The sequence below is a fragment of the Nesterenkonia sp. K-15-9-6 genome (assembly GCF_052656005.1).
Genome location: NZ_JBQYEY010000005.1, coordinates 159,179 through 176,565, shown reverse-complemented (window position 1 = coordinate 176,565; position 17,387 = coordinate 159,179). Strand labels below are relative to the sequence as shown.

Genomic DNA, 17,387 nt, shown 5'->3' with positions numbered 1-17,387 from the left:
AACCGCCCCCCACCCATACCTACCGGGGGCCCTAAACACCCTGCCCCCCCCCCCCTTTCCGCAGTTGCGGGTACTCGAGTCGATCGAGTCGAGTACCCAAAACTCCAGACCAACTCACGGGAGAGTGGAGCGGCTCCTCCACAACCGCGCAGCCCACGACGACGGCGCGCCGCCCTCTCCACAGGACGCCCCTCCCCCTACTCGTCTCCTGGACCTGCGCGGCATCCTCTGAGCATGCGCCCACCATCACCCCTTCCGGAGGAGCTCAGAGGCCGCACGTTCAGTCGCGCGGAAGCACGCGCCCTGGGAGTCCCCGACCACAGACTCCGCGCCCGCGACGTCGAGCATCGCAGTCGGGGCATCTACCGTCACCGTCCCGACCTCGGCCCAGGCGCCCTCTCGCCCCGCGCACCGGTCCCGCAATCGGTCCGTCGGCTGTTCCCACCGGGTTCCCCACCCGGCCGCCCGCAGGATCCGCACGCCCTCGACATAGACCTGTGTCGAGCCGCCTGCTCCCGGTCACGCGTGCTGTGGATCAGTCATCACTCCGCAGCCCGGTTCTACCGACTGCCGCTGCCAGCGAGGTCGGCACGGGATGCACGTCTGCACATCAGCGGACTGACCCGTCATGTGGCTCTCGATGCCGACGTCGACGTCGCCCATCACTGGCCGTGCCCCGCGGCGGGCGAGGTCGTGGAGACCCTCGGGATCCGTGTCTCGTCCCCAGAGCGTGTGTTCATCGACATGATGTCGAGTCTTGGTCGCGAGGAGCTCGTCGCCCTCGGCGACAGTCTGGTGCGCCACCCCCGGCCCCAGTACGAGGGCCGCGAGGAGCCGTGGACCACGGTGCCCCGACTGCGGCGGACGGTGGACCAGCACAAGGGCGCCCGGGGTGTCGTCGTCGCGCGCGAGGCGCTCGAACTCATCCGCGTCGGATCGGATTCGCCAGCCGAGACGCGCATGAGATTGGCGCTCACGGAGGCCGGGCTGCCGGAGCCCGAGCTGCAGATCAGGCTCGATCCGACGGACCCGGACTCCCCCTCAGGGGATATGGGATATCGCAACGCCCGCATCCTGCTGCAGTACGAAGGGGCGCACCACTTCTCGGCTGAGCAGCAGCACCATGATCAGTACCGCGATGGCGCCTTCCGCGCGGAGGGATGGACGGTGCTGTCCGCCAACCGACTCGACCTCGCTGAGGGCTTCCGTGGCCTGTCGGGACGGGTCAGGGATCTGCTGATCGCCCCGTGAATGCGTCTGGAGTTGTGGAAACTCGACTCGATCGAGTGGAGTTTCCACAACTCCAGACCAACTCAGCGGAGGGGAGGGAGGGAGGGAGGGCGGGCTGGCCTCAGCGCACGGGCACCGGGGCCGACTCACCGCCGTCGCCGGGCTGCGGACCGGCGTCCGGGTGGGTGCCGTTCGCCATGGCGTCGGCCCGCTCCTCCCAGAACTCGGCGTTGCGCACGCCCACGGTCCGCGGGTCGAACTGCGGGTCCTTGCCGGCCTTCATCTGGGCCCGGTAGTCCTTCAGGGCCTTGAAAGCCGGCTGCTGGATGAGCAGGATGCCCACGATGTTCAGCCAGGCCATGATGCCCACACCGATGTCGCCGATGGACCAGGCCCGGCCCTCGGCGCCCATGGCACCGTAGAAGACCACGATCAGGATGACCACCTGCAGCACGGCCAGCAGCGCCCGCTGGACGCTGATGCTGCGCACGTTGCGCATGGCGTAGGTCAGGTTCGTCTCCGCCATGTAGTAGTAGTACACCAGCGTGGAGAAGGCGAAGAAGGTCAGGGCGACGGCCACGAAGATCGTGCCCGCCCCGGCGAACACCGTGTCCAGGGCGAACTGGGTGTACGGAGCTCCAGCCTCGACACCGTCCGGCAGGTTGGAGGCGTGCTCGATCAGGCCGTCCTCGGTCTCCACCTGGAACATCCCGGTGGAGAGGATCAGGAACGCGGTGGCCGAGCAGACGATCAGCGTGTCGATGTAGACGGCGAAGGCCTGGACCAGACCCTGCTTGGCCGGGTGGGAGACCTCCGTGGCGGCGGCCGCGTGCGGGCCCGTGCCCTGACCGGCCTCGTTGGAGTAGATGCCGCGGCGCACACCCTGATCCACGGCGTAGCCCAGGATGCCGCCGAAGACGGCGTGAGCTCCGAAGGCGGACTCGAAGATCAGGCGCAGCATGGCCGGGATCTCAGAGGCGTTGGCCAGCAGCACGATGAGCGCGATGATGATGTATCCGATCGCCATGATCGGCACCACGGTGGCGGTGAAGTGGGCGATGCGCTTCACACCGCCGATGATGATGATCCCCAGCACGATGGCCAGGAAGACGCCGATCATCCACCGGTCCAGTGCGGGGAAGGCGCTGGTGAGCGCACCCGACATCGTGTCAGTCTGGATGCCGGGCAGGAACACGCCCAGCGCCACCACCGAGACGACGGCGAAGATCCAGGCGTAGATCTTCAGCGGGATGCCCGCCCAGGTGTGCCGGTAGGCCCGCTCGAAGTAGAAGGCGGGACCGCCGCGGTACTCTCCGGTGCGCGGGTCGCGCTCCTTGAAGATCTGGCCGAGGGTGGACTCCACGAAGGAGGTGGCCGCACCGAGCAGCGCCACGATCCACATCCACATCACTGCACCGGGCCCGCCGGAGGCGATGGCCACGGCCACACCGGCGATGTTGCCGGCGCCCACGCGGCCCGACAGGGACATGGTCAGCGCCTGGAAGGAGGAGATCCCGTCCTTCGAGCTGCCTCCCCTCACCAGGGCCCGGATCATGTCCGGGATCCTGGTGAACTGCACCAGCTTGGCGCGGATGGTGAACAGCAGACCGGCGCCGAGGCACAGCCACACTAGATAGGGGCTCCAGACGACGTTGTCTGCCCATTCGATGAAAGCGTCCATGGGTTTCCTTCCCTCATCATCACACTCGTCGCGGCGGCGCACGGGGTGGTGTGGCCGGGCGCGGACCGTCGGCTCGGCGCGAGCACGGGTGTCACGGACGGTCTGTGAGTGTCGGAGCTCACGTCGAGCTCCGATCGCAAAGAGTAGCACCGTCCTGCTTCGACGGTATGTCTGCCAGGACGGCGCGGCGTGATGCCGCTCACATCATGCCACAGCGGCAGTGAGGTCGCCGCATCCGGTGCGCGCTCTCCGTCCTCCTGCCGGGCTGACCATGCCGGGCTGACTATGCTGTGCTGGGTGATCAGCCCGACTCCCCCGGCTCAGCCCTCCCCTGGCCCGCCCGCGCGCGTCCCCTCCCGCCGCTTCCTGGCCTGGGAGGTCGTCCTCGTGCTGGGCGTCTCGCTGGGGCGCAGCGCCGTCTACGCGATTCTGCAGCTGGCCGAGCGGCTGGCGGAGGCCCCGTTGGCGGAGCAGACGGCCACCGTCCACTCCAGCCGGTCCCGCCACGAGCTCTTCGACCTGACCTACCAGGTGCTGGACAGCATCTTCGCCCTCGTGCCGGTGGCACTGGTGCTCTACCTGATGTTCCTGCACGGGGTGAATCCGTTCCGTCGCTTCGGCTTGGACCTGCGCCGCCCCCGCCGAGACCTGGCCCTGGGGGCAGGCCTGTTCCTGCTGATCGGGGCGGGCACTCTGGTGGTCTATGTGGGCGGCCGCACCGCCGGGGTGACCATGGAGATCATCCCCGCCGACGTCACCGCGCACTGGTGGACCACTCCGACGCTGCTGATCGCCGCAGTCCGCCATGCCCTGGTGGAGGAGGTCATCATGGTCGCCTATCTGCTGGACCGGGCACGGAGGATCTGGCCGGGGCTGACGCCGTCGTGGGTCCGCCCCGACAGCTCCATGCAGGCCGCCCCCGCCCCGGCCGGCCACCGGGCGGAGCCCCGGGACGCCGCCCCGGCCGGACTGCCGCGGTTGGGCAGACTCTGGTGGGTGGTGGTGGCCGCGGCGCTGCTGCGCGGGGCCTACCACCTCTACCAGGGCTTCGGCCCAGGTCTGGGGAACGCGCTCATGGGCGTGGTCTTCGGCGCCGTCTACCTGCGGTACGGTCGCGTGATGCCACTGGTGATCGCCCACTTCCTGCTGGATGCGGTGGCGTTTCTGGCCTTCCCCCTGGTGCTGCGCCTGACCGGGGTGTCCGCACTCATCGGCGGGTGACTTCGGCCAGCACCTCGATCGGACCGATGATCTGCTGGAAGGACTCGTCGTAGACGTCGTCGGGCAGCATGTAGGGGTCCACGACGTCATCGTCCGGCCCCGGGCGTCCGGCATCCTGGCGCGCCCGGTCCAGCAGGGGCACGACGGCGGCGATCCGGTCCCGCTGCGTGGCCCCCTCCCCCACGACGTCGCGCAGCTGCGCGCGGACGGCCTCCCGTCCGAGGTGCTCCGCCAGCCGACCGACCTCCCGGATGGTGAAGGCCCGCGCCCGCGCCCCCGGAACCTCGGCCGTGACGTCCTCCAGGTGCTCTCGGGTGGCGGTGAGGATGAGGTCGGCCTCCTCCACCATCGCGGCGGTGACCTGCCTGGCGGTGAAGTCGTCGGCGTCGGCACCGTAGTCCGCGACCCGCTGCTTCATCGGCGGCTGCATGTCCTCGCCGTCGTGGGCGTAGGTGCCGCCCGAGTGCACACGCAGACCCTCCTGGGCGGCGTCGGCGAACACGTGGGCGAACAGCCGTTCCATGGCGGGTGAGCGGCAGATGTTGCCGGTGCAGACGGTCAGCACGGTGAAGTCCTGGGTCATGGTCCTCTCCTGGCGAGGTCTCACGGGTCGGTCCTGCACAGGATCCTCTCACAGGGCCAGGGTCGCGTCGCAGCAGCGCAGGGTGGAGGCCGCATACGCGTCCCCGAAGATCACCCAATGCCCCAGCAGGTAGAACAGCTGATGGACCGGCACACGTTCCTCCCACCCCGGCGCGAGAGGCCACTGGGCCTGATAGCCCGCCACCACGGCGTCCAGGTGGGGCAGGCCGAACAGCTGCATCATCGCCAGATCCGATTCCCGGTGGCCGGCGTGGGCGAAGGGATCGATGAGCACGCCCTCGACGTCGGCGTCGCGGCCCGGTGAGCCTGCGGCGGCGGGCTCCTCCGGGGAGACGCGCCTCCACAGCAGGTTCCCGGACCAGAGGTCACCATGGAGGCGCGACGGCGGCTCCACAGGGTCCGTGGCCTGGCCAGTTCCGCGTGCGCCGCCTGCGTCACCGGTGCCACCGGTGCCACCGGTGACGCATGTCCCGCCGCCGTCGAGGTCGCCGGAGGCGATGCGGTCCCGGGCGGCGCGCAGCACCGGCGGGACCGCCGTCAGGCGCTCCAGCAACGGGTCCAGTCGCTCAGCGGCGAGGAAGGAGCCCCAACTGGGATGAGTCCCCGAGCCCATGGGGAGCAGCTGGCCGGCCGGGCCGAACAGGGACGGCTCCCCGGGCGGGTGCCCCGGGGGCAGGGCGCCGAAGGCCGTGCCGGCAGGTAGGCTCCGGTGGGTGCGGGCCAGGGCTGCGCCGAAGGCCGCAGCTGACATCCGATCGGGCCGAGCCTCCACGACGGTCTCCACAGTGAGCGCGTCATCGTCGACGTCGAGCACGCGGACCACGGCGGCTCCCCCGTCCGGCACAGCTTCAGCCAGCCAGCGCAGCCCCGCGGCCTCGATCCGCGGAGCCGCCGTCGTCCTGCTGGTCTTGCGAACGCTCATCGTGCCCACCCGAGGAGCTCCGCTGCGCACTCACGCTCCGTGCTCACGCTCGACACTCACCCTCCGTGCTCCCGGACCGGGCGCAGCGCGTCCGGGGCGGGGAAGGGCAGGGTGTGCTCCCGAGGCCGAGCGCCCACCACGGAGGCCGCCCCCATCGCATCCTCGGCCACGCGAATACGGTCCGGACTGACTTCCACGATCCGGACGCGGACCTCTTCTCCGGCAGGCAGCCTCAGCAGCCAGGGATCCGCCAGGAAGGACAGGCCTCTCCCGTCCAGCGCCTCCTCAGCCTGGAGCCAGTCGACCTGTTCGGTGATCGGCCTGCCCAGGATGTCCACGGCGACGAAGCCGTCCCCGGTCATACGGATCCAACCCACCCGCTCACCGTCGTTCCGATGATGGTCGATCCAGTTCTCGTCCATGGCGCCACTCTACTCACAGCCTTCGACACCGTCGCCGGAGGGTGCGGCGATCTCGCCGAGCTCGGCCCTGACGATGTCGAGCGCCCACGCGGAGTCGGCCTCCGGCGGCTGATGGAAGAGGTGGAAGGCGAGCCCGTCGATCAACGCGTGGAGCCGCTGCGCCGTGACCACCGCTGCCGGAGACCCGGGCTCTGAGGTCAGCATCTCGACGATGCGCCCACAGAGCCCGGCCAGCCGCTGGTGCGCCTCGCCCCGGACCCGATGAAGCTCCGGCACCGCGGCGCGTTCGGCCAGGAGGGCGAGGTTGACCTCGAACTCCGCCCGGGTGTCCGGCGTGAGCGGAAGGACCTCTCTGATGAGAGCGAGGGCACGCGCCTCCGGGGCATGGGAGGCCGCCTCCGCGTAGGTGGCATGGAGACGATCCGTGGCGCGCTGCACCATGAGCTCGGCGGAGAACTGCACGAGCTCTGCTCGACTCGGAAACACATGCCGGAGCGAGCCGACGGCGACGCCGGCCCGCTCCGCGACAGTGCGTACAGAGACCGCGGAGATGCCCTGGTCGAGGATCACCTGCCACACCGCCTCCGCGAGCTGGTTCTTGCGCGCATCACGATCCATGGTCCGAGGCATGGACACACAATAGCACGACCGTGCTACACTCGCGGCGTCGTCTTTAGCACGACTGTGCTAGAACCACTGGGCACCCTGTGCCCGCCCTGCACCACGCCACTGCGACACACCCACCGACCCCTCGGGAGCACTCCATGGCAGACCCCCATCCGGCCACTCGGGCGCGTGGCGCTCTCCTTCGCACAGGCGGCGCCACCGCGGCGGCCCTCGCCCTGCTGACCCTGTCGGCCTGCACCACGGACGCCTCTGAGGCCGACCCGGAGTCCAAGACCTTCGACTACGACGGCGACGCCCTCTCCATCGAGACCCATGAGGTCGCCACCCACGTCGTCGCCGCCGATCGGGACGACATCCTGGTCACCCGCTGGTTCGCGAAGACGGCAGGCTTCGAGAAGCTCGTCTGGACCCTGGACGGCGACACCCTGGAGATCGACGCCGGCTGCCACGGCATCGCCGTCTGCGACGCCCGCTTCGACGTCGAGGTGCCCCACGGCATCGACGTCGAAGTCGACGGCGAGCCCATCGACCTCGCATCCCGCTGAGCCTCTCGACAGGCCCCACAGCGGCACACCCCGATCACCCCTTCACGGAACAGGAGACCCTTCCATGCGCATCCTCATGGAGATCATCGGCATCATTCTGCTCATCAACGGCATCGGCGGCCTATGGAACGACGACTTCGGCCTCCTGGGCCGCTTCGCCGACGGTGCCGCACTCACCGCGCTCCAGGGAGCCGCCGTCCTGGCCGGCGCAGCACTGACGGGAGGAAGCCTCTGGGGGCGCCGGTCAGCGAAGGCGAGGCGGACGTCGTCCGAGTCCTCCGACCACTGGACCGACGACGTCCTCGACGAACTGCTGTGACCGGCGATCGGCAGGAACCTCACCCATGAGGCACTCCAGACATGAGGCGCCTCAGACATGAGGAGGCCCGGGCGGTCTGCGCATCCCCTCGATACGCAGACCGCCCGGGCTCCCCGGCTCAGTCCGTCACATGCTCAGTCCGTCACCGGCTCAGTCGCGGCGCTTCTCGAACGATGTGCCGTACGGCTTGTCCTGCAGAAACTCCAGGATGGCCATCTCGCGGGTGTCCGAGGGCAGCTCGTTCGGGTCCTCGAAGAGGCGTCCGGCGGCCCGGTCCGCGAGGTACTGCTTCATCTCCTCCTTGACCTTCGGCGCCAGGATCACGCAGCCGACGACGTTGATGAAGATGCACAGGAACAGGGCCGAGTCGGCGAAGTCGATGATGTTGCCGAAGGACACCATGCAGCCGATCACGATCATCACGCAGATGATGCTCCGGAAGACGAGGTCCTTGGTCTTCGACATGCCCACCAGGTAGCGCCAGGCCTGGATCCCGTAGTAGCTCCAGGTGATCAGGGTGGAGAACGCGAAGAGCGCCACGCAGATCGCCAGGACCACCGAGAATCCAGGCAGGAAGGTCTCGAAGGCGGCGGCCGTCAGACCCACTGGGTTGTCGTGGCCGACCCCGATGGCCTCCTCGTAGTCGGCGGGCCAGGCGAAGATGATCACCAAGGCGGTCATGGTGCAGACCACCACAGTGTCGATGAACGGCTCCAGGATGGCGTTGAAGCCCTCCGAGACCGGGCGGCGGGTCTTCACCGCGGAGTGCGCGATCGGGGCCGAGCCGATGCCCGCCTCGTTGGAGAATGCCGCACGCTGCACACCGATGATGATCACGCCGATGACACCACCGGTGATGCCCTCTGCGGTGAAGGCCCCGGAGATGATGGCGCCGAACGCGTCACCGATGTTGGTGATGTTCACCGCGATGACGATCAGGCAGGCCAGCACGTAGATGCCGGCCATCGTGGGCACGATCTTCGCCGTGGCGGAGCCGATCCGGCGGATGCCGCCGATGATGACCAGAGCCACCAGCCCCGCGAAGATCAGGCCGAAGATGAACGCCGAGGTGTCCGTGCCCAGGAAAGCGAACGCGGAGGTGCCGGTCATCTCGTCGAGCGTGCTGCCGGCGGACTCGATGGCCCCGTACGTCTGGTTGGCCTGGAACATGCCGCCGCCGATGATGCCGAACAGCATGATCGAGATCGCGAAGACGCCGGTGATGATGAGCACCGGCAGCCTGCCGAGCTTCCGGAACGCCACCGGCAGGTACTTGAACGGCCCGCCGTGGACGATGCCGTTCTCATCGATGTGGCGATACTTGACCCCCAAGGTGCACTCCACGAACTTGGTGCACATGCCGAACAGGCCGGCCAGGATCATCCAGAACGTGGCGCCGGGGCCACCCAGGGAGACCGCAGCGGCGACACCGGCGATGTTGCCGAGCCCCACGGTGCCGGAGACCGCAGCCGTCAGGGCCTGGAAGTGGGTGACCTCGCCAGGATCATCCTCGGTGGTCCATTTGCCGCGCACGATCTCAAAGGTCACCGGAGCGGTCCGGAACTGCACGAAGCCGAAATAGATGGTGAACCCGATGGCCGCGACGATGGCCCAGAGGACCACCAGCGGGCCGTCCCAGAGCGTGGTGCCCTCCGGGAACGGGGCACCGAGTGGAATCTCCACGTTGGTGCCGAAGATGAGATTGACGAAGAAGCCGGTGATCTCACCGAACCATTCGTCAATGGTGTCTGCGACGCCCTGCAGGCCGTTGCCGGTCTCTTCGACCTCGGCCATCGCCAAGACGTGTCCTCCTCTGGACATGTGTCGTCCCCCATCTGCATGTCGAGTGATGCTGATCACAACGATTGTGTGCCCTGAGAGTACTACCCGGTACGCACAACAATCTATATGCGAGATGTTTCAGGAGCTTTTCCGTACGCAATTCTGGTGCACCAGTTACGTTTCGAAGGATGCATTCTTTGCTGACGCGCGTCTGATCTGGGGCCACAGGGACGACGACGGCCCCGCACCGCACCACAGGGGTGCGGCACGGGGCCGTCTCGGCGTGTCGCCTCAGCTGATCTCGATGACCCGTCCCGGAGACGGAGCCGACTCTTCGGAACCGTACTCCCCCACATATTCAGTGCGGACATCGCGGATGAGGAAGAACAGGAAGACGAAGAGCAGGATGCAGATCACCAGCACCACGGGGTGCAGCCCCCGGCGCGGATCCCGTCCCGGCTGGTCCGAGGCGCCGCCGTCCTGCCCTTCGCCGCTCATCCCTCGATCCCGAGCTTGGCCAGCACGATCTCGCGGACCTTGCCGGCGTCGGCCTGACCGCGGGTCTCCTTCATGACCGGGCCGATGAGCGCGCCGATGGCCTTGAGCTTGCCGCCGGCCACCTTCTCCACCACATCCGGGTTCTCGGCCATGGCCTTCTCGACGGCGGCGGTGAGCGCACCGTCGTCGGAGACCACCTCCAGGCCGCGGGCGGAGACGATCTCCTCCGGCGAGCCCTCGCCGTCGAGATGGTGCTCCAGCACCTGACGGGCGATCTTGTCATTGATCTTGCCGGCATCGATCAGCCCGGCCAGCTCGATGATGGTCGCCGGGGTCACCCCCAGCGCCGCGGGTTCGAGATCGCGAGCGTTGGCCAGACGGGAGATCTCCCCCATCCACCACTTGCGGGCCACCGCCGGAGTGGCTCCGGAGTCCACGGTCTCCTCGATCTCGCTGAGCAGACCGGCGGCGACGACGTCGCGGAACTCCGCGTCCGCATAGCCCCAGGCCTCACGCAGACGGCGGCGACGCTCCGCCGGAGGCTCCGGCAGCTCGGCGCGCAGCTTCTCGATCCACTCCTCCGTGGTGACGATCGGCAGCAGATCCGGCTCGGGGAAGTACCGATAGTCGTCCGCATCGGACTTCGGACGCCCGGAGCTGGTGGTGCGGGTGTCCTCCTTCCAGTGACGCGTCTCCTGGACGATGCTCCCCCCGGCGCTGAGCACCCCGGCGTGACGGCGGATCTCGTAGGTCACCGCGTGCTCCACCGCGCGCAGGGAGTTCACGTTCTTGGTCTCCGAGCGGGTGCCGAACTCGCTGGCGCCCTTGGGCATCAGGGAGACGTTGGCGTCGCAGCGGACGTTGCCCCGCTCCATGCGGGCGTCCGAGATGTCCAACGCCTTGACGATGTCCCGGATGGCCGAGACATAGGCCCGAGCGATCTCCGGGGCCCGCTCGCCGGCCCCGACGATCGGCTTGGTGACGATCTCGATCAGCGGCACCCCTGAGCGGTTGTAGTCCACCAGGGAGTAGTCCGCGCCCTGGATGCGGCCGGAGCCGCCGGCGTGGGTGAGCTTGCCGGCGTCCTCCTCCATGTGGGCGCGCTCGATCTCCACGCGGAAGATCTCACCGTCGTCGAGCTCCACGTCCAGGTGGCCGTCGAAGGCGATCGGCTCGTCGTACTGGGAGGTCTGCCAGTTCTTCGGGGTGTCCGGGTAGAAGTACTGTTTCCGGGCGAAGCGGCAGGTCTCCGCGATCCGGCAGTTCAGTGCGAGGCCGAGCTTGATGGCGTCCTCCACCGCCTGCCGGTTGACCACCGGCAGGGTGCCGGGCAGACCCAGACAAACCGGGTTGACGTTGGTGTTCGGCTCGTCGCCGAAGGCGTTCGGCGCGGAGGAGAACATCTTCGTCTTCGTGTTCAGCTCCACATGGACCTCGAAGCCGAGGACCGGGTCGAAGCGGGCCATCGCCTCCTCGTAGGACAGCGGCGATGCCTCGGTGAGCGTCTCAGTCATAGGTGTCCTCACTCTCCTGCAGTCTGGGCCGTGACGGCGGGCTCGGCGGCCAGCTCGGGGATCTGGGCCCACAGCGGTTCGGCGTCGGCGGTGAGCAGACGCTCCAGGGCCGCACCTGCGTGGTAGACCCGGGCGTCCTCACGGGCGGGCGCGAGGAACTGGATGCCCACCGGCAGCTGGCCGCCGGCGCCGTCGTCGGCCAGCCCGCCGGGCACCGAGATGCCCGGGACACCGGCCAGGTTCGCCGGGATGGTGGCCACGTCGTTGAGGTACATGGCCAGCGGGTCGTCGAGCTTCTCCCCCAGCCGGAACGCCACGGTGGGCGAGGTCGGGGAGATCAGCACGTCGGCCTGCTCGAAGGCGGCCTCGAAGTCCTGCTGGATGAGGGTGCGGACCTTCTGCGCCGAGCCGTAGTAGGCGTCGTAGTAGCCGGCCGACAGCGCGTAGGTGCCCAGCACGATGCGGCGCTTGACCTCGTCCCCGAAGCCGGCGGCGCGGGTCGCCCCCATGACGCGTTCGATCGTCAGCGGCCCGTCCTCGGGGAGCACACGGTGGCCGTAGCGCACACCGTCGTAGCGAGCGAGGTTGGAAGAGGCTTCCGAGGGCATGATGAGGTAGTAGGCGCTCAGCGCATGCTCGAAGCTGGGGCAGTCGACCTCCACGATCTCCGCACCGGCCTCACGCAGCGCGTCCAGGGCCTCCTGGAAGCGGGCGAGCACGCCCTGCTGGTAGCCCTCCCCCTGCAGCTGCCGGATGACGCCGACCTTGAGGCCGGTCACGTCCACCCGGCGGGCCGCCTGGGCGAAGTCCGGCACCTCATCCGTCAGGGAGGTGGAGTCCTTCGGGTCGTGGCCGGCGATGAGCGCGTGCAGCAGCGCGGCGTCCTCGGTGGTCCGGGCCACCGGGCCGATCTGGTCCAGCGAGGACGCCATGGCGATGGCCCCGTAGCGGGAGACCGAGCCGTAGGTGGGCTTGGTGCCCACGGTGCCGGTCACCGCCCCGGGCTGCCGGATGGAACCGCCGGTGTCCGTCCCCAGGGCCAGCGGGGCCTCGAAGGCGGCGACGGCGGCCGCGGAGCCTCCGCCCGAGCCGCCCGGGATGCGGTCCAGGTCCCACGGGTTGCGGGTCACACCGTAGGCGGAGTGCTCCGTGGAGGAGCCCATCGCGAACTCGTCGAGGTTGGTCTTGCCCAGGATCGGCAGCCGGGCGGCCCGGATCTTCTCGATGACGGTGGCGTCATAGGGGCTCATCCAGCCCTCGAGCATCTTCGAACCGGCCGTGGTGGGCTGCCCGACGGTCACGATCAGGTCCTTGATCGCAATGGGCACCCCGGCCAGCGGGTGCAGCGCCTCGGCGTCGCCACCTCCGGCGGCGCGGATCTTGTCCACCTCGGCGGCGGTGTCCAGGGCCTCCTCGGCGGAGACGTGGAGGAAGGCGTTGATGCCGCGGTCCCCGCCGTCGACGGCGGTGATGCGGTCCAGGTGGGCCTGCACGAGCTCGGTGGAGGTGATCTCCCCGGCGCGCAGCTTCTCCGCCATCTGGGCGGCGGTCAGTCGGATCAGCTCAGTCATGGTCAGCCTCACTCCTCGTCCAGGATCGCCGGAACCTTGAATCGCCCGTCCTCGGCGTCGGGGGCGTTGAGCAGAGACTGCTCCTCGGTGAAGACCTCGCCGACGACGTCCTCACGGAAGACGTTGGTCAGCGGCAGCGGGTGGCTGGTGGCGGGCACGTCCTCGGAGACCGCCTCGGACACCTTCTTCACGGAGTCCACGATGACGGCCAGCTCGCCGGCCATCGTCGTCAGCTCCTCCTCGGTCATGCTGATATGTGCAAGTGTGGCCAGATGCTCGACGTCGGCGCGCGAGATCTCAGACATGCAGCTCCTACGGGGTCGTGGGGTTCACACGTGGATTTCGAAGTCCCCGACAGTCTAGTCGAGGCACCTGACGGGGACGGTCGGACTCCGTGCCCGGCCCAGGCCAGGTTCAGGGCGATCTCAGGCGGCCTACGGGGCGTCCGAAGAACGGGAAGCGGGCGTCCTTGCCGTGCTGCTCCCGGGTGATCACCAGGTCCCGGCTCGGGTCCTCGACGAATCCTTCGGAGCGGTACAGCCGGTGGGCCGCGGTCATGGAGACCAGACTGCACAGCACGATGCCCTCCGCACCGGCCTGCTCCGCCCGGCCGATGAGGTGCCGCACCATGGTCCGGGCGATCCCCCGGCCCTGGAACGCGGGCGCCACCGAGAGCATGCGGAACTCCATCTCGGTGCCGCGGGCGAGCTCGGCGAGCGCGTCGCCGGGCCAGGCGATGACGGCGGAGGCGGCGACCACGCCGTCGACCTCGGCCACGATCAGCTCGCCATGCTCCGCTCGGTAGGCGACGTCGGCCAGCTGCGAGATGTAGGGATCATCCGCCGACAGATGACCGCCGTCGACATAGGCTGCGACGGTGAGCTCGCCGATACGGGCATGATCGTCGGGCCGGGCCGGACGGATCACCGCCTCAGGGAGAGTGGAAGAACGCTCCGGCGCGGCACCGTCTTCGAGGAACTGGCCGGTCATCGGGCAGCGCCTTCTCCCGGCACCTTCCCATCCTGCGCCCGCCCGTCGTCCGCCCGCTCGTCGTCCGCCTGCCCGTCCTGTGCCTGCTCCTCGGCGAGGCCGATGGGCAGCGGGCGCAGCCGCGTATGGGGGATGCCGATGTCTCCGATGAGACACCAGTCTCCCCGCACCGAGCTGTCCGCCACGGCCGGGCGCCGCACCGGCACCCCGGCCTCCTCGGCGATCAGTGCGGCGGCGGACCAGTCGTGCTCCTGGATGCCGAACTCCGCGAAGGCCTCCACCGTGCCGTCAGCGACCATGCAGATGTCCAGGGCCGCTGCCCCGAGGCGCCGCAGATTGCCGAAGCTGTCGAGCATGGCGGCGACGGCGGCGGTCTGCTGAGCGCGCCGTTCGGGGTCGTAGCCGAAGCCGGTCGAGAGCAGACCCGCGGACAGGCTGCCCCGCGGGCCGCGCAGACGCACCGGATCCCCGATCGGCCGACCGGGTCCCTCCCCGTCGAGACGAGAGGTGAACGCCCCGCCGTCGCGCGAGGCCCACCAGAGGCGGCGCAGCCCGGGAGCATGGACGACGCCGACCAGCCACTGACCGTCGGGGCCCTGCACCGCCACCGAGGTGCCGTAGTAGAGGATGCCGCGCACGAAGTTGGTGGTTCCGTCGAGCGGGTCGATCGACCAGCGGTAGGCGGTGGCGCCGTCGGGGGCGACGGTGCCGTACTCCTCCCCCGTGACCGTGTCCTCAGGGCGCCGACGCCGCAGCACCGTGCGCACGGCCTGCTCGGCACGACGGTCGAAGTCGGTCACCAGGTCGGACTCCGAGCTCTTGGTCTCCACCCCGTCACTGCCCAGGGCCAGTCCGGAGGGCGCGACGTCGTCCCGCCCGGCCAGCACGGCGGCTCCGGCGGCGGCGGCCTCGCGGGCGATGTCCAGCAGCTGATGCGCAGCGGTCACGATGTGGTCTCCCAACCCTCGTCGATGATGTGTGGTGCACGTGATGTGACTCCTGATGAGCCGGGCGTCGTGCCGGGTCTCAGGACTCGAGGCCCTCGGGCCCCCTCTGCAGCAGGACGCCGAACTGCTCCTCGTCCAGCACCGGCACCCCCAGCGATGCGGCCTTGTCCAGCTTGGAGCCGGCGTTGGCTCCGGCCACGACGTAGGCGGTCTTCTTCGACACGGAGCCGGCGGCCCGGCCTCCGCGGGCGATGATCGCCTCTTTGGACTCGTCCCGGGACCAGTTCTCCAGACTGCCGGTGACCACCACCGTCAGGCCTTCGAGGGTGCGCGGCGTCTCCTCGTCGACGTCGTCGACCATGCGGACCCCGGCCTCCGCCCAACGCTCCACGATCCGCCGGTGCCAGTCCAGCGAGAACCACTCGTGCACCGCCGCCGCGATGGTGGGGCCCACTCCGTCGATGCCGGCGAGCTCCTCCTCGTCGGCGGCCTGGATCTTCTCCAGCGAGCCGTAGGCGGCGGCCAGGGCCCGCGAGGCGGTGGGGCCGACGTGCCGGATGGACAGCGCCACCAGCACACGCCACAGCGGCTGCTCCTTGGCCTTCTCCAGCTCGGAGAACAGCGTGCGGCAACGGTCGTTGGGATCCCCGTCCTGCTTGGCGAAGTACCGCTCCACGGTCCACAGTCCGGTCTTCGTCCACGTGCGCGAGGCGGCGTCGTAGTGCCGCTCCTCCCGCCAGACGTAGACGTCCTTGAGGTCCTCCGGGGAGAGGTGGAAGAGATCGGCCTCGTTGCGCAGCACCGGCGTCTGGGGCTCCGGCATCCCGTCCTCGCCGAAGGTCACCGTGACCCCCGACTCTGCGACGGCCTCGCAGCTGACCAGCTCGGGGAGGTCCGGGCGGCGGAAGTCCGGATCTGTCAGCGCACGACCGCCCTCCTCTCCGAGGCCCTCGATGTCCAGGGCGCCCCGGGAGCCGACGTGGATGACCCGTTCGGCCAGCTGGGCGGGACACGACTCCGCATTAGGACAGCGATAATCGACGTCGCCCTCCTTCGCGGGACGCAGCTCGGTCCCGCAGGCCGGGCACTTCACCGGGAAGGCGAACTCGTGGAGCTCCTCCTCCCGTCCCTCGCGGGAGGGAAGCACCGGGCCCAGCACCTCAGGGATGACGTCGCCGGCCTTGCGCACGATCACGTCGTCGCCGATCAGCACGCCCTTGGCCCGGACCACGTCCTGATTGTGCAGAGTGGCGCGGGAGACCACTGAGCCGGCGACCTTCTGGGGCTCCAGCACGGCGAAGGGCGTGACCCGGCCGGTGCGGCCCACCTGCACCTGGATGTCCACCAGGCGCGTGTGGACCTCCTCCGGCGGGTACTTGTAGGCGGCCGCCCAGCGCGGGACCCGCGAGGTGTGGCCCAGCGCGCGCTGCTGGTCGAAGTCGTCCACCTTGATCACGACGCCGTCGATCTCATGGACCAGCTCGTGGCGCCTGGACTGGTGCTCGTCCAGGTAGGCCTCGATGCCCTCATAGCTGCGCAGCAGCTTCGTGTAGGGACTGACCGGCAGGCCCCAGGAGGCCAGCAGCTCATAGGCCTCATGCTGCGAGCCCAGGTCAAGGCCCTCTCGGGCGCCGAGTCCGTGGACGAACATGCTCAGCGGGCGCTCGGCGGTCTTGGCGGGGTCCTTCTGCCGCAGCGAGCCCGCCGCGGCGTTGCGGGGGTTCGCCAGCGGCGGCTTCCCGGCGGCGGTGAGCCGCTCGTTGAAGGCGTGGAACTGCTCGGTGGGCATGAAGATCTCTCCGCGGACCTCCAACTCCGCAGGGTGACCCTCACCGGAGAGCCGCTGCGGGATGTCCTCGATGGTCAGCACGTTGTGGGTGACGTCCTCGCCGGTGGTGCCGTCGCCTCGGGTGGCCGCGCGGACCAGGCGGCCCTCCCGGTAGAGCAGGTTGATGGCCAGCCCGTCGATCTTGACCTCGGTGAGCCAGGTGGGCGTCGCGTCGGGGCGCACCTCGGCCAGAGAGGCGACGGCGCGGTCATACCAGGCGCGCAGCTCGGAGCGGGAGAAGACGTCCTCCAGGGAATACATGCGCTGCAGATGGGTGACCGGGGAGAACGCCTCGGAGACCTCGCCGCCGACCTCCTGCGTGGGTGAGTCCGCCGAGACGATCTCCGGATGCTCGGCCTCAATGCGCTGCAGCCGGGAGTAGAGCTCATCGAACTCCGCGTCAGAGATCAGCGGGGCGTCCTCCTGGTAGTACGCCACCCGATGGCGACGCACCTCCTCCACGAGCTGCTCGTACTCCTCACGCAGCGCCGTCGGCGGAGCGGATGGCTCGGCCGACGGCGCTGAGGCGGGCTCTGCGGTGGGTTCGGGAGCGGGCTCGACGGCGTCGCGGTCAGCAGTCTCGGTCACGCGCACCAGTCTATGACCTCCCCCGGACATGATCAGAGACCCCGCGCATCCGAGCCACGAGACCTCGGCCACGGCAGGCCCCATGCGTGGCCGCTCGAC

General features: G+C 69.3%; 17 protein-coding genes. 4 read left to right on the top strand and 13 right to left on the bottom strand.

Annotated features, from left to right (window positions below; translation table 11 throughout):
• The first annotated feature begins 630 nt into the window (after positions 1-630).
• The gene (locus SD455_RS05270) at positions 631-1,251 is read left to right on the top strand and encodes a hypothetical protein (protein ID WP_311024452.1); all 621 of its coding nucleotides are present in this window, start codon (positions 631-633) and stop codon (positions 1,249-1,251) included.
• 100 nt (positions 1,252-1,351) lie between these two features.
• On the opposite strand, the gene SD455_RS05265 is transcribed toward SD455_RS05270, so the two are convergent.
• Positions 1,352-2,911 carry an alanine/glycine:cation symporter family protein gene (locus SD455_RS05265; protein WP_445507440.1) on the bottom strand — a complete coding sequence of 520 codons (1,560 nt, stop codon included), beginning with the start codon at positions 2,909-2,911 and terminating at the stop codon, positions 1,352-1,354.
• 297 nt (positions 2,912-3,208) lie between these two features.
• Between SD455_RS05265 and SD455_RS05260 the strand changes: the two genes are divergently transcribed.
• Positions 3,209-4,132, top strand: coding sequence for a CPBP family intramembrane glutamic endopeptidase (locus tag SD455_RS05260; protein ID WP_445507439.1), 924 nt, complete (start codon positions 3,209-3,211; stop codon positions 4,130-4,132).
• On the opposite strand, the gene SD455_RS05255 is transcribed toward SD455_RS05260, so the two are convergent.
• The 4 genes from SD455_RS05255 to SD455_RS05240 are packed head-to-tail and all read right to left on the bottom strand — an operon-like array spanning position 4,119 to position 6,709.
• Positions 4,119-4,715, bottom strand: coding sequence for an arsenate reductase/protein-tyrosine-phosphatase family protein (locus tag SD455_RS05255; protein WP_445507438.1), 597 nt, complete (start codon positions 4,713-4,715; stop codon positions 4,119-4,121). The genes SD455_RS05260 and SD455_RS05255 overlap by 14 nt on opposite strands.
• A gap of 48 nt (positions 4,716-4,763) precedes the next feature.
• Positions 4,764-5,657: a fructosamine kinase family protein gene (locus SD455_RS05250; RefSeq protein ID WP_445507437.1), complete on the bottom strand. Its 894-nt coding sequence runs from the start codon at positions 5,655-5,657 to the stop codon at positions 4,764-4,766.
• A 56-nt stretch (positions 5,658-5,713) separates the two neighbouring features.
• The gene (locus SD455_RS05245) at positions 5,714-6,079 is read right to left on the bottom strand and encodes a hypothetical protein (protein ID WP_070162270.1); all 366 of its coding nucleotides are present in this window, start codon (positions 6,077-6,079) and stop codon (positions 5,714-5,716) included.
• A gap of 9 nt (positions 6,080-6,088) precedes the next feature.
• Positions 6,089-6,709: a TetR/AcrR family transcriptional regulator gene (locus SD455_RS05240; protein WP_445507436.1), complete on the bottom strand. Its 621-nt coding sequence runs from the start codon at positions 6,707-6,709 to the stop codon at positions 6,089-6,091.
• Positions 6,710-6,843: 134 nt separating this feature from the next.
• On the opposite strand from SD455_RS05240, the gene SD455_RS05235 reads away from it, so the two are divergent.
• Both SD455_RS05235 and SD455_RS05230 read left to right on the top strand, forming a co-directional pair.
• On the top strand, positions 6,844-7,251 hold the full coding sequence (locus SD455_RS05235) for a hypothetical protein (RefSeq protein WP_085437423.1): 408 nt from the start codon (positions 6,844-6,846) through the stop codon (positions 7,249-7,251).
• A 64-nt stretch (positions 7,252-7,315) separates the two neighbouring features.
• Positions 7,316-7,570: a hypothetical protein gene (locus SD455_RS05230; RefSeq protein ID WP_445507435.1), complete on the top strand. Its 255-nt coding sequence runs from the start codon at positions 7,316-7,318 to the stop codon at positions 7,568-7,570.
• 150 nt (positions 7,571-7,720) lie between these two features.
• Here the strand turns inward: SD455_RS05230 and SD455_RS05225 are convergent, their stop codons facing one another.
• From SD455_RS05225 to ligA, 8 genes are all read right to left on the bottom strand, one after another.
• Positions 7,721-9,364 carry an alanine/glycine:cation symporter family protein gene (locus SD455_RS05225; protein WP_445507434.1) on the bottom strand — a complete coding sequence of 548 codons (1,644 nt, stop codon included), beginning with the start codon at positions 9,362-9,364 and terminating at the stop codon, positions 7,721-7,723.
• 279 nt (positions 9,365-9,643) lie between these two features.
• Positions 9,644-9,850: a hypothetical protein gene (locus tag SD455_RS05220; protein WP_070162278.1), complete on the bottom strand. Its 207-nt coding sequence runs from the start codon at positions 9,848-9,850 to the stop codon at positions 9,644-9,646.
• Positions 9,847-11,364 (bottom strand): Asp-tRNA(Asn)/Glu-tRNA(Gln) amidotransferase subunit GatB, encoded by a 1,518-nt coding sequence (gene gatB, locus SD455_RS05215; RefSeq protein WP_311024462.1) that lies wholly within the window; start codon positions 11,362-11,364, stop codon positions 9,847-9,849. Before gatB ends, SD455_RS05220 begins: the two co-directional genes overlap by 4 nt.
• 8 nt (positions 11,365-11,372) lie before the next feature.
• Positions 11,373-12,935: an Asp-tRNA(Asn)/Glu-tRNA(Gln) amidotransferase subunit GatA gene (gatA, locus tag SD455_RS05210; RefSeq protein ID WP_445507433.1), complete on the bottom strand. Its 1,563-nt coding sequence runs from the start codon at positions 12,933-12,935 to the stop codon at positions 11,373-11,375.
• 8 nt (positions 12,936-12,943) lie between these two features.
• On the bottom strand, positions 12,944-13,240 hold the full coding sequence (gatC, locus tag SD455_RS05205) for an Asp-tRNA(Asn)/Glu-tRNA(Gln) amidotransferase subunit GatC (protein ID WP_070162280.1): 297 nt from the start codon (positions 13,238-13,240) through the stop codon (positions 12,944-12,946).
• Positions 13,241-13,349: 109 nt separating this feature from the next.
• Positions 13,350-13,925 (bottom strand): GNAT family N-acetyltransferase, encoded by a 576-nt coding sequence (locus tag SD455_RS05200; RefSeq protein WP_445507432.1) that lies wholly within the window; start codon positions 13,923-13,925, stop codon positions 13,350-13,352.
• Positions 13,922-14,872, bottom strand: coding sequence for an inositol monophosphatase family protein (locus tag SD455_RS05195; protein WP_445507431.1), 951 nt, complete (start codon positions 14,870-14,872; stop codon positions 13,922-13,924). Before SD455_RS05195 ends, SD455_RS05200 begins: the two co-directional genes overlap by 4 nt.
• A gap of 79 nt (positions 14,873-14,951) precedes the next feature.
• Positions 14,952-17,288 carry an NAD-dependent DNA ligase LigA gene (gene ligA / locus SD455_RS05190; protein WP_445507430.1) on the bottom strand — a complete coding sequence of 779 codons (2,337 nt, stop codon included), beginning with the start codon at positions 17,286-17,288 and terminating at the stop codon, positions 14,952-14,954.
• Positions 17,289-17,387: the final 99 nt, after the last annotated feature.

What these genes read in the sequence shown, in the direction of transcription:
- SD455_RS05240 (WP_445507436.1), bottom strand. Translation starts at nt 6,709, where the DNA reads ATGCCTCGGACCATGGATCGTGATGCGCGCAAGAACCAGCTCGCGGAG.
- gatA (WP_445507433.1), bottom strand. Translation starts at nt 12,935, where the DNA reads ATGACTGAGCTGATCCGACTGACCGCCGCCCAGATGGCGGAGAAGCTG.
- SD455_RS05250 (WP_445507437.1), bottom strand. Translation starts at nt 5,657, where the DNA reads ATGAGCGTTCGCAAGACCAGCAGGACGACGGCGGCTCCGCGGATCGAG.
- SD455_RS05230 (WP_445507435.1), top strand. Translation starts at nt 7,316, where the DNA reads ATGCGCATCCTCATGGAGATCATCGGCATCATTCTGCTCATCAACGGC.
- SD455_RS05245 (WP_070162270.1), bottom strand. Translation starts at nt 6,079, where the DNA reads ATGGACGAGAACTGGATCGACCATCATCGGAACGACGGTGAGCGGGTG.
- SD455_RS05200 (WP_445507432.1), bottom strand. Translation starts at nt 13,925, where the DNA reads ATGACCGGCCAGTTCCTCGAAGACGGTGCCGCGCCGGAGCGTTCTTCC.
- SD455_RS05235 (WP_085437423.1), top strand. Translation starts at nt 6,844, where the DNA reads ATGGCAGACCCCCATCCGGCCACTCGGGCGCGTGGCGCTCTCCTTCGC.
- gatB (WP_311024462.1), bottom strand. Translation starts at nt 11,364, where the DNA reads ATGACTGAGACGCTCACCGAGGCATCGCCGCTGTCCTACGAGGAGGCG.
- SD455_RS05225 (WP_445507434.1), bottom strand. Translation starts at nt 9,364, where the DNA reads ATGGCCGAGGTCGAAGAGACCGGCAACGGCCTGCAGGGCGTCGCAGAC.
- gatC (WP_070162280.1), bottom strand. Translation starts at nt 13,240, where the DNA reads ATGTCTGAGATCTCGCGCGCCGACGTCGAGCATCTGGCCACACTTGCA.
- SD455_RS05255 (WP_445507438.1), bottom strand. Translation starts at nt 4,715, where the DNA reads ATGACCCAGGACTTCACCGTGCTGACCGTCTGCACCGGCAACATCTGC.
- SD455_RS05265 (WP_445507440.1), bottom strand. Translation starts at nt 2,911, where the DNA reads ATGGACGCTTTCATCGAATGGGCAGACAACGTCGTCTGGAGCCCCTAT.
- SD455_RS05220 (WP_070162278.1), bottom strand. Translation starts at nt 9,850, where the DNA reads ATGAGCGGCGAAGGGCAGGACGGCGGCGCCTCGGACCAGCCGGGACGG.